This window comes from Rhodococcus koreensis, assembly GCF_900105905.1.
Taxonomy (GTDB): domain Bacteria; phylum Actinomycetota; class Actinomycetes; order Mycobacteriales; family Mycobacteriaceae; genus Rhodococcus_F; species Rhodococcus_F koreensis.
On the sequence record NZ_FNSV01000005.1, the window covers coordinates 3,926,040 to 3,942,179 of the forward strand.

Genomic DNA, 16,140 nt, shown 5'->3' on the forward strand with positions numbered 1-16,140 from the left:
AACCTCGTGCCGCCGACCTGCGTCAGTCCGGCGGCACGGACGCCGGTCGGTCCACGGCCAGGATGTACACGCTGATCACCATCACCCACACCGGAAACACCAGCGTCACCCAGAGACTGAAGCTGACGACCACCAGGAGCGTGAGTGACAGCACGTAGGTGGCGACGGCCAGCCAACGCGGCATCAGCCCGGTGCGCAGCCAGATGGTCCCCAGCGAGATCATGAACACCCCGGCCATGCGCACCCCGTACACGTTGTTCACGTGCAACATCACCTCGCGGCCGAAGTAGACCAGGTCGTTCTGCGGAGCGGTCGGCAGCCGGGATATGGCGAGCATTCCACCGGCGAGGGCCATCGACACGAAGGTCGTCGCGAGGAACAACAGCCCACTGCCCAGGAAGACGGTCGAGAAGAATCGGTCTTCGAGTTCTCCGAGCCGGTCGCGAATGACGCCGATGAACCACAGGAACGCGATGCCCGCGAAGGGCGCGAGGACCAGGGCCGCCGTGATCTGCGTCTGGTGACTCACCCACGGGGTGCCCGCGGCGCCCGGCAGTGCGCTGCGCAGCAGGACGATGCTGGAGGCGAACAGGACGCCGAAGACGACACCGGCGACGGCTGCGGCCCGTGGGGTCCGCAGCCGGTGGTACTCGGCATCGCCCCGTGTGCCGGCCATGAGATCAGTCTTCGCCGCGGTCGCGGTCCGGGGCAACAGGGACCGCCGGTCGAGCAGCTACCCGGAAGCCGCCAGTGTCGCTTTGAGAACGGTGACGTCCAGCGTGGCCGCCAGATCGGCGATCGTCACACCCGACAGGGTGTCCCGCCACGCACGCTCGGCGTCGGCCATGACCTTCGCGATGCCGCAGGGGGTTGTGCACTGTTCCGGTGGCGCGGCGAGCAGCCCCTGCTGCCGGATCTCCGTGCACCGAAACGCCGGTGCCGCGCCGTCGACCGCCTGCACGACGTCGAGCACCGTGATGTCGCCGGGGGCACGGGTGAGGACGTACCCGCCGTCGCGGCCCTCGGTCGGGTGGACGAGGCCGGCCCGTGCCAGCGACTGCAGGTGCTTGGCGAGATAGGACTTCGACACCCCGTGCAGGTCTGCCAGCCGCGCGGTCGGCACCGGACCCTCGGCCTGGCTGAGCACGACGCAGCAGTGGAGCGACCACTCCACACCACCGGAAATCTTCATGCTCACGACCCTATTTGCGCAACCATTCGTCCAGGGTGGTCGGGGCGATCCAGGCGCCGGCGCCGGGTGTCGGCGTGATGGCCGCGTCGTCGAGTTGCGCACCGAAGTAGCCGGCGGCGGGATCGGTCGTCACGGACCGCTTGTCTCCGGTCGACGCGAACAGCCGGCGCACCAGTTCGTCGATGCCCAGCGGCTCGGGACCGGCGATCTCGACGGTGCCGTTCAACGGGGCGCCTGCGGCGACCTCCGCCACCCGCGACACGACGTCACGCGAGGCGATGGGCTGCAGGTGCGCCGGCGTCGCGTGCACCGTGTCGCCGACGGTCCCGGCGTCGGCGATGCCCGCGATGAACTCGAAGAACTGGGTCGATCGCACGATCGAGTAGGGCACCGGGCCCGCCTTGACCACGTCTTCCTGTGCGACCTTGGCCCGCAGGTATCCCGAGTCGGGAAGCCGGTCGGCGCCGACGATCGACAGGACCACGTGGTGCCCGACGCCGGCGGCCTCCTCGGCGGCGAGCATGTGCTTCGTCGAGTCCCGGAAAAACGCCAGGACGTCGTCGTCCGCCCACGACGGCGAGTTGGTCAGGTCCACCACCGCGTCGGCTCCCGCGACGGCCTCCGCGACGCCCTTGCCGGTGGTCGTGTCGATTCCGTCGGCGCGGCCGAGTGCCACGACGTCGTGCCCGGTCTCGCCGAGCGTGGCCGCGACCTGCCGTCCGATCAGTCCGTTCCCGAAAATGACGATCTTCACGTCTTCTCTCCTTTACTCGGATAAGCCGTATCCGAGTTTACTCCGACAAGCGTTGTCCGAGTCAAGGCCCGCATCACGCCGATTCCGGCCGCACCACGACGGGGACGCCTTCGTACGGCGCGAGGGTGATCGGGAAACTGTGCAGCTCGTCCACGGCGCCGATCTGTTCGTCGGTGAACAGGTTGACCGCGGGCGAGCCCGCGGGCAGGAACTGCGACTGGACGGTCGCGGCGATCTCCTCGGATGTGAAGTTGAGGACCGTGACCTCCAGACTCGCGTCCGCCAGTTCGTGGACCATCACGAGCAGCCCCTTGTGCGACACGGTCGGCACGTCGAGCTGGACGGCGGTGGCGATGCCGAATCGGTTCCGGATGTTGATGATGCGGGCCAAGCGGCGTGCGAAGGACGTCGGATCCTGCAGTTGCACAGGCAAACTCCCGTACAGACTGTGTCCGCGGGGAATGCCCGACTCCGACCGTTCGGCGTCCGGGTTGACGCCCATCAGGTCGTGCGCACCCCGGTTGATCCAGCGGGTGTCCCCCTCCGCGAGGAGATCGGCGACGTCCTCGGACGGCACGGGAAGCAACCCGCACAGGTCCCAGCCCGACAGAGCGAACACTCCCGGCTGGAGTGCGTTGAACATCGCCAGCAGCAGGTGGGCCTGCTTGACGGTGTCGATGTCGGCGGCGTCCATCCGGTCGAGGTCGCGGATGCCCAGCGCGGCGGTGATGACACTGGCTGTCGTGCACGCGATCCCGTTCGTGGTGAACGTGCGGTTGTACGGCGCCCACCGCCCGGTGAGCCGCTCGCAGAGGTCCTTGCGGATGCGGTCGCCGAGGTCCGACCCGGTGACGGACTCGCCGCCGTAGTCGAACTCGTCGTCCTTGTGCAGCGTCGCGAAATGGACCAGCTCGAACGTCAGCTCGTCGTGGTTCTGCAGAGCATGGACGAGCGAAGCCGCGTCGACGCCGTGATCGCGGGCGAGGTTCATCGTCAACCGGAGGAATTCGGTGTTCCCCATGACCAGCGCGTGATGGTAGGCGGGGCGATTGATGAAGTCGTACGACAGGTCGGCGCCGGTCGTGCCCATCGCCTTGATGTCGTCGATGGTGAGGTTCAACTCCTGGAACGTGAATCCGCCCATCTTCCGCACGATGCTGGCGATGAGGTGATTCGCCGCCTCCGACAGCGGGTGCCCCTCCGACCAGCCGGGGAGTCCCTCGGTGCGGCGTTCCACCCCGAGGAAACCGTTGGCGTCCAGGCGGAGCGCGCCTGCGCCGAGGTCCGCGATGGAATGGCATGCGTCGCCGATGACGAGGCGCATGCCCGCGAACGACGGATCGAGCCAGTTGATCGACGGCTGCCCCGCCTTGAAATAGTGCAGATACACCCACCTGCGCTCGACGCCGTCCACCCCCATCACCGCGGGTGTGACACTCCAGTTGGTCTCCTTCACCCCGAGTTCGTAGAAGATGACCCGCTGGAGTTGCCCGATGATGTACCCGGCGCGGGCGAGTTGCGCCTCGGTGTCGGCGTCGATGTTCACCGCGTCCCGGCCGTCCGGCACGCGGGGAAGCAGGTGCCAGTCCTGCTGTTCGATCTCCACCATGTGATAGATGCCGGGATAGTCGGCGTGCGCCATCTCGGCGAGCCGGAAGTCGGCGCCCTTACCCGTGTGACCGGGGACGATGTCGTCGATGACGATGCCGTCGTACGCTGCGGCGACGACGCAGAGCTTGCGGAACTCATCCTCCGTCCCGAACGCCGAGTCGATCTGCATGCTGATGCGGTCGAAGTGGCCGTCCACCGAGGGCGTGGCCCGCCACCCGTCGATCCCACCGGCCTGCTTCACCGGCCCCGTGTGCACCGCCGTCACCCCGATGTCGGAGAACGCCTGCCACAGCGACTCGTCGCCGAGCGAACTCAGGAAACTCGCGCCCGGCGCCGTGATGATCGAGATCGGGTACGCCGTGAACCACACCGAACCCCGCTCCACCGCGGCCCGCGGATTGGGGTCGGCATACGGGTTCTGCCACATGCTGCCCTTGCCGGACAACTGCTCCGCGATCAACTTCGCATCGTGCAGGATCGACTGGTTGATCAGCCACTCCACATACTTCGGGTTGTCCGGCACCGGTTCACCCGACTGCGCATCCACCCTGGCCGCGCGGCGGACCGACGGTTTCAACGGCCGCGGACGCGCCGGGTAGAACTGCTCGTCGTAGCTGATCTCGCTGGGCTCGTGATGGATCTCGGGGTTCATGGTCCTCCGTCGTCATCTCGTCGACTCCGCACCGGTCGGCTACCCGTCCACCGTCCCACGGAAACGACCGCCCGGCATGCGGAGTTGGGGAGGAAACGGCTCGATCACCTGGCGAGCAGCGGTGTGACGTCCCGGCCGACGAATTCGACGAATCCCAGCAGATCCGGTTCGTCCTCGGTCGGCGTGATCGCCACGGACGTCGCGCCCAGATCGGCGAGTCTGCGCACCTCCGCGGCGATGGTGTTCGCGTCTCCCGCGACGCCGATTCCTGCGTCGGCCGGTTTCTCCCACCGCGCCAGTTCCGCATCCACCCGTCGCTGCGCACCGTCGCCGGTGGCGGCGATCTTCGGGACGACCACGTCATGCGAGGCGGCCCGGTCGCCGCCGATCTCCTGCGCGATCAGGTCGCGGGTTCGGCGGACGTCGTCGTCGCCGACCGCGGACGGGAGGAGGTTGCCGTCACCCAGCCGTGCCGCCAGGCGGATCGACTTGGGGCCTTCGCCGCCGAGCATCAGCGGCACCCGCTCGGCCGGGGGCCAGTCCAGTGTCACGTCGTCGAGCCGAACGTACCGCCCGCGGGTGCTCACAGACTCGCCGTCGAGCAGCGCCCGCAGCGCCACCGAGTACTCCTCGAGCAGGGTCATCGGCGACCCGGCCCGGGCACCCACCTGCTCCATCCAGTCCTGCACCCCGTGTCCGACACCCGCGATCACCCGGCCGGGAAACAACCGGGCCATCGTGGCGATCTCCATCGCGGTGAGCGCGACGTTACGCAGCGGGGCGGGCATCAACCCGACGCCGACGTGGATTCGTTCCGTCCATGCGAGCGCCGCGGCCGCCGACGCGACGCCGCTCTCCTTGAAACAGTCTTCCCACAACCAGATCTCGTCGAGGCCGCTGCTCTCGGCCACCCGCGCGAAGTCTCTCAACCGCTCAGGTTCGATCGCCGGGATGAACGTCACGCCCAGTCGCGGCACCGCATTCGTCATCGACCCATCATGCGCGATCAGGCCGGCCCATCGTCACGATTCCCGCAACCGGGCGGTGCTGGCGCGCACGACCAGTGACGTCTTCATCAACGATCGCGTGCGGGTGCCGCCACCCAGCCGATCGAGCAGGATCGTCGCGGCCGCACGCCCCTTCTCGACGATCGGCTGATGAATCGTGCTGAGACCGAGAAGTTCTGCGACGGGCGCGTCGTCGAAACCGATGACGGACATGTCGTCCGGGACCGACAGCCCGCGCTCGCGCAGCACCTGCCACGCCGCCACCGCGTGCACGTCGGACGTCGCCACGAGCGCGGTCGGCCGTGCGGCGTCGAGCAGGATCCGGGTGGCCTCGGCACCGGAGTCGCTGTCGATGTTGCCCGCCACCACGATGGACAGTTCCTCCACCGGAAGGTGGTGGTCGCGGGCCGCGTCGAAATAGCCGGCGAGGCGTTCGCGTGCGTTGCGCTCGGTTGCCGCACCGACGTCGTCCGTCGTGACCATCCGGCAGTCGGAGTCCTGACCGAGTTTGTCGACGATGATCCCGATGCGCCGGTGGCCCAGTTTCAGGATGTGGTCCATCTGGAGATAGGCGCCGTTCCGGTCGTCGATGGCCACGAACGGCAGTCCCGCACTTCGCGGCGAATCGACGACGACGGCCGGGATGCCGCGCGCGATGATCGCCTCGACCAGGGGGTGACCGTCCGGGACGTTGTGGATGACGACACCGTCCACGAGTCCACGGAGTATCGGCGAGTTCGGGGGCGAGTCCGGCGAGCCACCGCGGGAGGCCGGGAACAGGGTGAGGGCGATGTCGGCGGAGTTCCCGATTTCGGCGATGCCCTTCATCAGCAGGGTCACGGACGGATCCTCCAGCGCTTGCACCGGGGAGTCGGGCACGATCACACCGACCGCGCCGATCCGTCCCGACCGCAGGCTGCTTCCGGCGATGTTCGGCCCGGCGTAGCCGAGGTCCGCGGCCACGGAGTAGATGCGTTCCCGTTGTGTCGCAGAGACCTTCGACGATTTACTGAAGGCGTAGGAGACGGTGGCGACCGATACGCCGGCCGCTTTCGCGACGTCTTTCATCGTGACCACGTGGTACTCCCTCGTCGGCGTTCATCGGCCACAACCGGCCGTTGCGCACCGAAGCGCACAGGTGGCGAAGCCCGATCCTAGTCCGCGGTCGGGCGCTCCCGACGCTCCCCTCGACATCACCCATTGACAGCGCTCCAGCCGGTGATACGATTCACCACCATAAGTTAATCGTTTCACCATCTGCTTTCACCATCTGCTTTCACCATTCCGGTTTCACCATCCCTGGGAGCACTCATGACCAAGGTCCTCTACCTCTACGGCGGCTGGCCCGGCCACCATCCGTACGACATCGCCGCGTGGGCACGCGAACTGTTCTCCGAGCTGAACTACCAGGTCGAGGAGTCGCAGGACATCTTCACCCTCGACCGCGACCTGACCGGATACGACCTGATCGTGCTCGGCTGGAACAACGCGCTCACCACCGAAGACCTGAGCGATTCGCAGGAGAAGAACCTGCTCGACGCCGTCGCGGCCGGAACCGGGGTCGCGGCGTGGCACGGCGCCGCCGCCGCGTTCCGGGCGAGCCTGAAGTACCACTTCCTCCTCGGCGGCGACTTCGTCGAACACCCTGCGGGAGAGGCTTTCCCGCAGCCGTACAAGGTGAGCATCACCGACCGCGAGCACGAGGTGACCGCGGGTGTCGAGGACTTCGCCGTCGCGTCCGAGCAGTACTACATGCACGTCGACCCGAACAACCGGGTACTCGCGGAAACCGAGTTCAGCGGCGAGCACCTGCCCTGGCTGGAGGGACTGCGCAGCCCGGTGGCGTGGGTGCGCCAGTGGGGCGCCGGCCGGGTCTTCTACCACTCGATCGGCCACACCCCGGCCGACCTGTCGGAGCCGAACGTGCGCCGACTGACCAAGCAGGGACTGCGCTACGCCGCCCGCGTAGCCAACTGACACAGCAAGGAGACACGATCATGGCGAAATTGACCGGCGGGCAGGTGGTCGCCCAGGTCCTGAAGCAGTACGGCGTCGAATACGTCACCGGCATTCCCGGCCACGGCATCTGGTCGCTCACCGATGCGTTCCTGGAGAAGGGGTCCGAGATCCCGTTCATCCAGGTCTACCACGAGCAGAGCGCCACACACCTCGCGGACGGGTACTACCGGGTGTCCGGCAAGCCGATGGCCGCGGTGGCGTCGATCGGGGCGGGCGCCGCGAACACGGTGCTCGGTCTCGCGACCGCGTACAGCGACTCGACGAGCCTGCTGTGTATCACCGGCGGGCCGCCCACCCACATGCGCGGGCGCGGTCTGCTCCAGGAACTCGAGCGGCACACCGACAACGGCTTTCCGCAGGTCACCGACGCGGTGTCGAAGCGCAGCTGGGTCGCCACCCGCGTGGAGGAACTGCCGTTCATCATGCACCGCGCGTTCAGCACGATGCTGACCGGTCGCCCGGGGCCTGCGCACATCGAGGTGCCGATGGACGTGCAGGCCGAGGCCGCCGACGTGTCCCTGCACGACCTCGCGCGACGGCTGCCGGTCGGCCTGCAGCAGCCCGACCCGCTGGCGATCGACAAGGCCGTCGACGTGCTCCGTGACTCACGCCGGCCGGTGATCGTCGTCGGCGGCGGCGCCATCACGTCCGATTCGGCCGACGAGGTACTCGCCCTCGCCGAGGCGTGGCAGATCCCCGTGGTCACCACGTGGAACGGCAAGGGCGCGTTCCCCGAGGACCACGCACTGTTCGCGGGCAGCGTCGGCCAGACCGGCACGATCGTCGGCAACGCCGTCGCCTCTCGCGCCGACGTGGTGATCTCCATCGGATGCCGGTTCACCGACTGGTCCTCCTCCAGCTACGCGCAGGGAGTGACGTTCTCGATTCCGCCGGCCAAGCTCATCCACATCGACATCGACCCACACGAGATCGGCAAGAACTACCCGGCCGAGGTCGGCATCGTGGCCGACGCCAAGCCGACCGTCGCCGCGATCGTCTCCTCTCTCCCCCGCAGCAGCGCCGACCGCTCCGAATACCTCGCCGAACTCGAGCAGTTGAAGGCGGAGTGGGAGGCCAAGCTCGCGGGCCGACGCGATTCCGACCGGTTCCCGTTCACCTCGCAACGCCCCCTCGGCGGTCTGCGGTCGGTGATGGAACGGGATGGCATCATCGTCGCCGGCTCCGGCAACACCCAGGGCGCCGTGAAGCAGACGTTCCCGGTGTATCACCCGCGCACGCACCTGACCTCGGGCGGATTCTCGTCGATGGGCTGGGCCGTGCCCGCCGCGATCGGCGCCAAGCTCGCCGCCCCCGACCGGCAGGTCGCGTGTGTGCTCGGTGACGGCGACTTCCTCATGACGTCGCAGGAGATCGGTGTCTGCGTGCAGCACGACATTCCTGTGGTCTTCGTGGTCCAGGACAACGCCGGCTTCATGTCCATTCGGGGCGGCCAGCGCAAGCAGACCAGCCGGCACATCGGCACCGAGTTCAACCGCCCCGACGGCACCCCGTACAGCCCCGACTTCAAGGCGCTCGGCCAGTCGTTCGGCCTCGAATCGTTCCGGGTGGACGACCCTGCCGACCTCGAGAGCACGTACCGGAAGGCCTTCGACTCGAAAGCGCCTGCCCTGATCGAGATCCCGACGGATCGTGACGCCGCCGGACCGTGGGTTCCCGGGTGGTGGGACTTCCCCGTCCCCGCGTACATCGACGACGAACGTCAGGACGAGTACTGGGCGACCCGAGCCAAGGAACAGCACCTGTGAGAACCTCGGGCCACGATCAGATCGACGCGTATTCACCGCTGCGCGAGGGCGCGGTGGTCGAGGTGGGCGACTCCGACACGGTCACGGCCGATGTCGTGGTCGTCGGGTCCGGGATGGGTGGTTCGACCCTGGCGTGGGCGCTCCGGGATCGGGACGTCGACGTCCTGGTCGTCGAACGCGGCCGGTTCCTCCCCCGCGAGGTGGAGAATTCGCAGGCCGCGGAGATGTTCCTCGAGGGCCGGTACAAGACCGCCGAACCGTGGTTCGACGGCAGCAACGGTGAGCCGTTCCAGCCCGGTGTGTACTACTGGGTGGGCGGCAACACGAAGTTCTACGGCGGCAGCCTCCCCCGCTTCCGCGTCACGGATTTCGAGGAGACGCAGCACTACGACGGCGTCTCACCGAAGTGGCCGTTCAGCTACGCCGACCTCGAACCGTTCTACGCCGAGGCGGAGCGTCTCTACCAGGTGCACGGCAGCGACGGCGAGGATCCGACGGAACCGCCGCGGTCGACTCCGTACCCGTTGCCGCCGCTGCCGCACGAGCCGACGATCGAGCGTTTCGCGTCCTCGCTGCGCAAACAGGGTCTGCACCCGTTCCACACGCCGAACGGCATGAACCTGACTACGCAGGAGCATCGCCGGCAGTCGACCGCGTCGGACGGCACCCCGTCGCAGACCGACCACAAGAGTGAAGCGGAGAACCGCGCGCTGCGCCCCGCCCTCGAGTCGGACCGGGTACGCCTGCTCACCGAGGCCAAGGTGACGCGCCTTCTCACCGACGCGAAGGGCACGCGAATCGTCGCCGCGGAGGCCGAGTTCCGTGGTCGCACGATCCGGATCACCGCCAACCAGTTCGTGGTCTCGGCGGGCGCGGTCAACACCGCGGCGCTGCTGCTCCGCTCGGCCGACGAGCGGAACCCGGACGGTCTCGGCAACTCGTCGGGACTGCTGGGCCGGAACTACATGGTGCACAACAGCACGTTCTTCATGGGCGTCAACCCCTTCCGGACCAACACGACCGCGTGGCAGAAGACACTGGGCATCAACGACTGGTACGTCGCCGGCCCGGACAACGAATTCCCGCTCGGCAATCTGCAGATGCTCGGCAAACTGCAGGCCGCGCACGTCAAGGGGGCACGGCCCTGGGCCCCGATGTGGGCGCTGAAGGCGGTGGTGGATCGCAGTCTCGACATCTACCTCACCACGGAGGATCTCCCGGTGCGCAGCAACCGCATCCGGGTCGACGGCGACCGGATCATCGTCGACTGGACGCCCAACAACACTGCGCCGCACAGTGAACTGGTTCGCCGGGTCTCCGCGGCGGTCCGCAGGGCAGGGTATCCGATCATCCTCACCGAACGGATGGGGATCGCGACGAACTCGCACATGTGCGGAACCGCGGTCGCGGGGACCGATCCGGCGGCGAGTGTCCTCGACCCGAACTGCCGCAGTCACGACGTCGACAACCTGTGGGTGGTGGACGGGTCGTTCTTCCCGTCGTCGGCGGCGCTCAACCCCGCGCTGACCATCGCAGCCAACGCGCTGCGGGTCGCGCCCCGCATCGCGTCCGCCGCAGAATAACGTCGCTCCGCGGCCCTTCCGATCACGTCGCGCCCCGCTCGACGGGTGCGACACGGAGGAAGGGTCCGCGGATCGCCGCTGTCACCACCGGCTAACCGAGCTCGTACACCCGGTGTGGATGCCGTGCACGGACTTGACGAAGGCGCGGGCGACGTCGGCGACGGGAACGGGCGTGAATCCCGGGAATAGTCGCAGTAGACGTCGAGGGATTCGGTGACGACGGCGGGGCGTTGCGCGGGGTCGGAGCATCCACGACAGCCGCGCCGATGCGGCCGGTTCCTCCGACGACGAGGATCTTCATTGGTGAACTCCCCGGTGTTGAAGACATTCCTGTGTGTGTATCGGCCATGGTGCCTGAACTATTCCGGGCCCGTTATCGTCTGACCGATTCCGGGACTGTCGCGACAAAGGAATGACTCGCACCGAGGCGCGCCTTCCGCATCACCGGTGGCCCGATGACCGCGACCACGAGTGCCAGCAGTGCTGGGATCATGAGTGCGAGAGTCAATCCGGCGTGGACTACGACAGTGCCGATGAGGACCGGTCCGACGAGCAGTCCGCCGTACCCGAGCATGTTGACGATTCCGATGTTGGTGCCGCTTCGGGCCGGGTCGATGCGACCGGCCGTGGCCAGCACCAGCGGGACGATGGGAGCGAGCCCGAGGCCGAAGACGAAGAGCCCCAGCAGCGCGGTGTACGCATGGGGCAGCGCGAGGGTGAACGCAAGGCCGAGAGCAGCCAGAAGTCCCGAGGTCGCGGTCACTGCCGTAGCTCCCCATCTCCGCGTGAGTGCGTCGCCACCGAGACGGCCGACCAGTTGGCCTACCGAGAAGAACGCGAAGGCGAGCGCAGCGACTGCCGTGGTGGTTGCGAGTTGTTCGTGCAGGTACTTCCCGGTCCAATCCGATGACGCCTCGCCGAGCATGGCGCACAGACCGGTGCATCCGAGGGCGACGGCCAATAGTGTGCTCGCCGACCGTGCCGGACTCGTTGCGGCGGCCGGCCCACCAGCGCATGCGTGATCGTCGATCATCCTGCCACCGTGGACTTCTGGAGCCTCGGGGAGGTACCACCGGCTCAGGGCGATCACCGCAACGGCGACGCTGATCCCGTTGACGGTCAGGCACAGCACCGGATTGTCAGGCGCCATCCTCATGAATTGGGCACTCACGAGGCCGCCGACCAAGCCACCAGCCGGCCAGGCCGCGTGGAATGCAAGCATCGTCGACCGCCCGAGGCGACGCTCGACTGCTACACCATGAGCATTCACGCTCGTGTCCGTGGCGCCGCGCAGAAACCCCATCGTCAACGCGGCCACTCCCAGTGACGCTGCCCCTGTTGCGAATCCGACAGGCAGCAGCGATACGGCGTACAACGCCGCCGACAGTCGCAGCGTCCACTTTGGCCCCCACCGGTCGACGATGCGGCCCGCCGCGATGCATCCGACTGTGGCCCCGATACCGATGTAGAGGGCGACGATCGCGTACTGGCCGTCGCTGACCTGGTTGCGGCCCTGGATCAGCGGAACGTTGGACGCCCACATTGCGACGGTGTACCCACCGAGGAAGAACGAGGCGAATGTAGCCAACCGCGCATTCCTCACCGTGACGAGATTCCCGATCGAGTCGTCCGTTGCGTTGCGCACATGCCCTCCAGAACCGTCGATCATTGGGTCAATGCTGTCGATTGTCGACAAGCATGGCTTAGGTTACATCAGATCGGGACTGAGACCCGGGTGACGAAGAGCCCGAACGTAGAACCTCGCGACCGACCGTGTCGAGTTACCGAGCGAGCTCAGAGGCTGTCGACAACATTGCGATCTCTAGTTTATTGTCGACAGATCGTTCATCGCAGCGGACTTGCGCCACGTAGCGCGCCCGCTGATTTGCCGAGGGCGATGTTCTCACACCCTGCGGGACAGTCGATCCCGCCGAATGGATAGGTTTCCCATGCGAAAGATTTTTCTGGCCTGCCCGTACAGCCACGCGGACGAACGTGTCGTCCACGAGCGCTTCCTCGCCTGTAACGAGGTCGCCGCGACGATCGTCGAGTCGGGCAACGTCGTCTTCAGTCAGGTGTCGATGTCGCACCCGATCAATCTGGCCTTCAAGACAATCGACCCGAGCGAGGTCGGCAAGCTGTGGGCACCCGTCGACGCCCACTTCATGGAATCGATGCGGGAGTTGATCATCCTCGACTTGGAGGGATGGGATCGGAGTTCGGGAATCGAGCGAGAGATCGAGTTCTTCGAAAGCCGCGGCCGTCGCGTCAGCCTGTGGTCGAAGGCGTCGGACGAGTTCGTCACGGAGACCGCGCGCGCCTGAGGCAGTGCCTCGGTTCGTCCCGTCACGGACGGCGGCCGGGTACCGGCCGCCGTCCACCGACTGGCGCCACCGTCCATGCGTACGTCAGGCCGAAGGCTCGGACTCCCAACGCATCCGAGTGCCCGGCGGGCGTGAGCGAGGAAGCACACGCAGAGAGCGGCGACGGCGTGCCTCGTCCCGTCTCGCACGCGGGATCATCGTCTGCCGGTCGCGCTCGGTGGTTCCACCCCACACGCCGTACGTCTCGCCGGCCGTGACGGCGTGGTCTGCGCATGCTCGCCGTACGGGGCAGCCCAGGCAGATTTCCTTGGCCGCTCGTTCTCGGCGGGCACGGGCAGCACGCTCTTCGCCGTCATGCGAGTAGAACAGCTCGGTGTCCATCTGCCGGCACAGTGCGTGGATCTGCCAATCCCATTCCGGAGTAATCGGTTTGGGAAGAATCAACGCCCGAATCGTGGTCATCGTCAGCTTTCCCGCCCCGATGCGGGAGGTCCGGTTTCGGACCCGACCACGGGGCGAAGGCATTGCGAGGGCCGACCGGAACCGAGGCGCCCAGCCAGTGTCCGGTCAGCGGTGTGCAGTCGGAAGTCAGTGGTCGACGAGTGCGCTGACACCCACCTCGAGGCTTCTCCGTCCGTCACGGGTGCGGAACGGTGTCCGGGCCGCCGCCGACTCTGTGCACAGCGCCGCGGGGTCACGGTCGAGCCAGTGGTCGATCGCCACCCGGATTCGTTCCCGCAACGGCCGGGGTGCCAGGCGAAACGCCTCGACCTCGGTGGTCACCGCGAACTCGCCGACAACACGGGACCCGCGCTGCACCACTGGGTGGTCGCTTCGATGATCAATCCGGCGACCTCGCGGTGCGCGAGGTCGTTGGGAATGTCGTGGTAGCCACCGGGGATCGCGACGGCACGGCACTGGTGGAGTTCGCTCGCAAATTCCGATGCCTTACCAGGTGCGGCGAATGCGTCGTGCTCGCCGTTGATCAACAGGATCGGCATGATGAGGGCCGGAAGGCCCGTGCGGACCTTGCATCCGGCGACGGCGAGCGCGCTCCACAGGTTCGGTTCGGCTGGGGCGGTGTCGAATCCGAGCGGATCGTTCGCGAGCGCGTCGAGGTATTCCTCGTCCTTCGCCATGATCAGATCGGTGCGTCCCTCCGCCTCGGGAGGCAGCCCCCACAGCGGCGCACCGGTCATCACCAGGCCGGTGCGGGCGGTCGCGGTGCGCATCGCCAGCAGCGCCCCGGTCAACGCGCCCAGCGAGTGCCCGACGATGACGACGGGCAGGTCCGGGCGAGTGCTCGTCATGAGATCGAGCAAGATGCCGGCGTTGGACGCGAGTTCGTCGACGGAGGGGAACATTCCCGGGCGGCCGCCGGTGTGGCCGTGTCCGAGATGATCCGGGCCCCACACCTCGATGCCCGCATCGGTCAGTTGCCCGGCCAGCCGGTGGTAGTGCCCGGTGTGCTCCCCGAAGCCGTGCAGAAGCAGCACCTGGGCGTGGGCTGACCGGGCAGCCCAGTGCCGGTAGTAGATCTTGTTGCGTACGCCGTCGAAGAAGGGCACGTCACGCCTCCGGTGCGGTCGAGTCGGGGGCCTGCCCGTCGGACAGGTCCTGGAACCAGGTCGGCGACGTCAGCCACTTCAACGGGATCGGGGGGCTGGGGTAGCCGGCGACGAGGATGGTGTTGGCGTGCACCGAGTAGTCCCCGGTCTGGACGAAAACCTTGACCCGGTCGCGTAGTTGGTAGAACTCGGGCAGATAGCGCAGTTCGTGCACGTTCTCCTCCCCCACCAGTTCGGAGACGAATTTCCGGCCCTCCGGGTTGGCCCGGATCATGTCCTCGGTGACGATTGCCGCCTCGAAATCTCCGGCCTCGCACAGCACGGAGAGCACGTCACCGACCGAGGGCAGACCGGGAGCGATGCCAAGATCGATCGTCTCGACCTGCGGCGACAGCGGCACCAGACTGGCCGCCGAGGTGCCGCTTCCGGCATCGGCGATGTAGACCATCTCGCCGTGGCGTAGCTGGCTCACCACTGCCGCCAACCGCTCGTGCAACAGACGGACCTTCGGTGCCATGGATGTGTCCTCTCCTCGTGGTGGAATCGCCGCGATCCGCGGCCGGAACGACCGATCGACCTCGGCCCGTTGAATGCCGAATGTGCTCTAGTCGACAATCGACTAGAAACGTAAGCCGGGCGACGGCATCCGTCAAGAGGTGTTCGGCCCGGCAAATCGAGGCTTGACCCGGCCGCCCGAAGCACGCACACTAAACGTGTCGGTCGATTGTCGACAAAGGATCAATCCCCTGCGCGGCGCGACCTGTTTCCGCGAAAACCACCCTGAAGGAGCGAACTATGGGCCAGCTGCTCGAAGGCAAGACAGTAATCATCACCGGTGCCGGAGGCGGGATCGGCCTGGCCACCGCGCTGCATCTGCACGACGAGGGCGCCCAGGTGGTCGCCACCGTCCACTCCGAGGCAAGCTTGCCGCAGTTGAAGGTGGACGACGACCGCCTGATCGCCAAGGTCGTGGACGTGACCGACGAAGAGCAGGTCAAGAGTGTTATCGACTTCACCGTGCAGACCTTCGGAAAGCTCGACGGCATCGTCAACAACGCCGGCGTCCTCAAGCCCGGGACAATCCTCGACGCCAGCGTCGAGGACTTCCAGAAGACGTTCGACGTGAACGTCAAGGGAGTATTCCTCGGGACGAAGTACGCCATCCCCGAGCTGCTCAAGGCCGGCGGCGGATCGATCGTCAACTTCGGCTCGATCAACTCGATCGGCGCGGAGAAGTTGCTGACCACCTACACCGCGAGCAAGGGTGCGGTGCTGACGCTGACCAAGGCGGTCGCCCTCGACTTCGGCGCGCAGGGCATTCGGGCCAACACCCTGTGCCCGGGCTTCGTCGACACCCCGCTGAACGTCCCGCATTACACCGCCCTCGGTGGCCGTGACGAGCTCGAGGCCGGGCTCCCCGACTTCCAGCCGATCGGACGCGCCATCCTCCCCATCGAGATCGCCCACTCGGTCGCGTTCCTACTCTCGGATCACTCCACGGCCATCACCGGCACTGCGTTCGTGGTCGACGGCGGTGTCCTCGCCGGCGCCTGATCACACCTGACGTGCGGTGGAGGCCCTGGAGCCTCGGGCCTCCACCGCACTTTCATTTGACAGCGGACGTGACGCACGCCACTATGACAAAATGTCGACAATTAGACGAA

The 16,140-nt window shown here is 67.1% G+C and carries 16 protein-coding genes; 5 read left to right on the forward strand and 11 right to left on the reverse strand.

Annotated elements, in window-relative coordinates; all coding sequences use genetic code 11:
- Positions 1–22: 22 nt before the first annotated feature.
- From BLV94_RS22415 to BLV94_RS22440, 6 genes are all read right to left on the reverse strand, one after another.
- Positions 23–676 carry a hypothetical protein gene (locus BLV94_RS22415; protein WP_072939553.1) on the reverse strand — a complete coding sequence of 218 codons (654 nt, stop codon included), beginning with the start codon at positions 674–676 and terminating at the stop codon, positions 23–25.
- 57 nt (positions 677–733) lie between these two features.
- Complete coding sequence (locus tag BLV94_RS22420; RefSeq protein ID WP_072939172.1) at positions 734–1,192, reverse strand: RrF2 family transcriptional regulator; 459 nt, start codon at positions 1,190–1,192, stop codon at positions 734–736.
- Between the two features lie 10 nt (positions 1,193–1,202).
- Complete coding sequence (locus tag BLV94_RS22425; protein WP_072939175.1) at positions 1,203–1,946, reverse strand: SDR family oxidoreductase; 744 nt, start codon at positions 1,944–1,946, stop codon at positions 1,203–1,205.
- Positions 1,947–2,019: 73 nt separating this feature from the next.
- Complete coding sequence (treS, locus tag BLV94_RS22430; RefSeq protein WP_072939177.1) at positions 2,020–4,209, reverse strand: maltose alpha-D-glucosyltransferase; 2,190 nt, start codon at positions 4,207–4,209, stop codon at positions 2,020–2,022.
- A 104-nt stretch (positions 4,210–4,313) separates the two neighbouring features.
- The gene (locus BLV94_RS22435; protein WP_072939179.1) at positions 4,314–5,198 is read right to left on the reverse strand and encodes an LLM class flavin-dependent oxidoreductase; all 885 of its coding nucleotides are present in this window, start codon (positions 5,196–5,198) and stop codon (positions 4,314–4,316) included.
- 33 nt (positions 5,199–5,231) lie between these two features.
- Positions 5,232–6,293 carry a LacI family DNA-binding transcriptional regulator gene (locus BLV94_RS22440; protein ID WP_072939180.1) on the reverse strand — a complete coding sequence of 354 codons (1,062 nt, stop codon included), beginning with the start codon at positions 6,291–6,293 and terminating at the stop codon, positions 5,232–5,234.
- Between the two features lie 234 nt (positions 6,294–6,527).
- Between BLV94_RS22440 and BLV94_RS22445 the strand changes: the two genes are divergently transcribed.
- From BLV94_RS22445 to BLV94_RS22455, 3 genes are read left to right on the forward strand one after another with little or no spacing between them, the layout of a single operon-like run.
- On the forward strand, positions 6,528–7,193 hold the full coding sequence (locus BLV94_RS22445) for a ThuA domain-containing protein (protein WP_005244749.1): 666 nt from the start codon (positions 6,528–6,530) through the stop codon (positions 7,191–7,193).
- A 20-nt stretch (positions 7,194–7,213) separates the two neighbouring features.
- A complete protein-coding gene (locus BLV94_RS22450; RefSeq protein WP_072939182.1) occupies positions 7,214–9,001 on the forward strand; it encodes a thiamine pyrophosphate-binding protein in 1,788 nt (595 codons plus the stop codon).
- Entirely contained in the window at positions 8,998–10,584 is a 1,587-nt protein-coding gene (locus BLV94_RS22455; protein ID WP_072939184.1) for a GMC oxidoreductase, read from the forward strand. The genes BLV94_RS22450 and BLV94_RS22455 overlap by 4 nt, the downstream gene beginning before the upstream one ends.
- A gap of 373 nt (positions 10,585–10,957) precedes the next feature.
- On the opposite strand, the gene BLV94_RS22460 is transcribed toward BLV94_RS22455, so the two are convergent.
- Positions 10,958–12,172: an MFS transporter gene (locus BLV94_RS22460; protein ID WP_167372181.1), complete on the reverse strand. Its 1,215-nt coding sequence runs from the start codon at positions 12,170–12,172 to the stop codon at positions 10,958–10,960.
- A gap of 361 nt (positions 12,173–12,533) precedes the next feature.
- On the opposite strand from BLV94_RS22460, the gene BLV94_RS22465 reads away from it, so the two are divergent.
- A complete protein-coding gene (locus BLV94_RS22465) occupies positions 12,534–12,908 on the forward strand; it encodes a DUF1937 family protein (protein WP_072939189.1) in 375 nt (124 codons plus the stop codon).
- Positions 12,909–12,992: 84 nt separating this feature from the next.
- Here the strand turns inward: BLV94_RS22465 and BLV94_RS22470 are convergent, their stop codons facing one another.
- From BLV94_RS22470 to BLV94_RS22485, 4 genes are all read right to left on the reverse strand, one after another.
- Positions 12,993–13,370: a WhiB family transcriptional regulator gene (locus BLV94_RS22470; RefSeq protein ID WP_072939192.1), complete on the reverse strand. Its 378-nt coding sequence runs from the start codon at positions 13,368–13,370 to the stop codon at positions 12,993–12,995.
- 126 nt (positions 13,371–13,496) lie between these two features.
- The gene (locus BLV94_RS22475) at positions 13,497–13,691 is read right to left on the reverse strand and encodes a hypothetical protein (protein ID WP_143051412.1); all 195 of its coding nucleotides are present in this window, start codon (positions 13,689–13,691) and stop codon (positions 13,497–13,499) included.
- Positions 13,688–14,476: an alpha/beta fold hydrolase gene (locus tag BLV94_RS22480; protein ID WP_072939197.1), complete on the reverse strand. Its 789-nt coding sequence runs from the start codon at positions 14,474–14,476 to the stop codon at positions 13,688–13,690. The genes BLV94_RS22475 and BLV94_RS22480 overlap by 4 nt, the downstream gene beginning before the upstream one ends.
- 1 nt (position 14,477) lies before the next feature.
- Entirely contained in the window at positions 14,478–14,993 is a 516-nt protein-coding gene (locus tag BLV94_RS22485; RefSeq protein WP_072939200.1) for an RbsD/FucU domain-containing protein, read from the reverse strand.
- 278 nt (positions 14,994–15,271) lie between these two features.
- Here BLV94_RS22485 and BLV94_RS22490 point away from each other — a divergent pair, with 278 nt between their 5' ends.
- On the forward strand, positions 15,272–16,030 hold the full coding sequence (locus BLV94_RS22490; protein WP_072939203.1) for an SDR family NAD(P)-dependent oxidoreductase: 759 nt from the start codon (positions 15,272–15,274) through the stop codon (positions 16,028–16,030).
- The last annotated feature ends 110 nt before the right edge of the window (positions 16,031–16,140 follow it).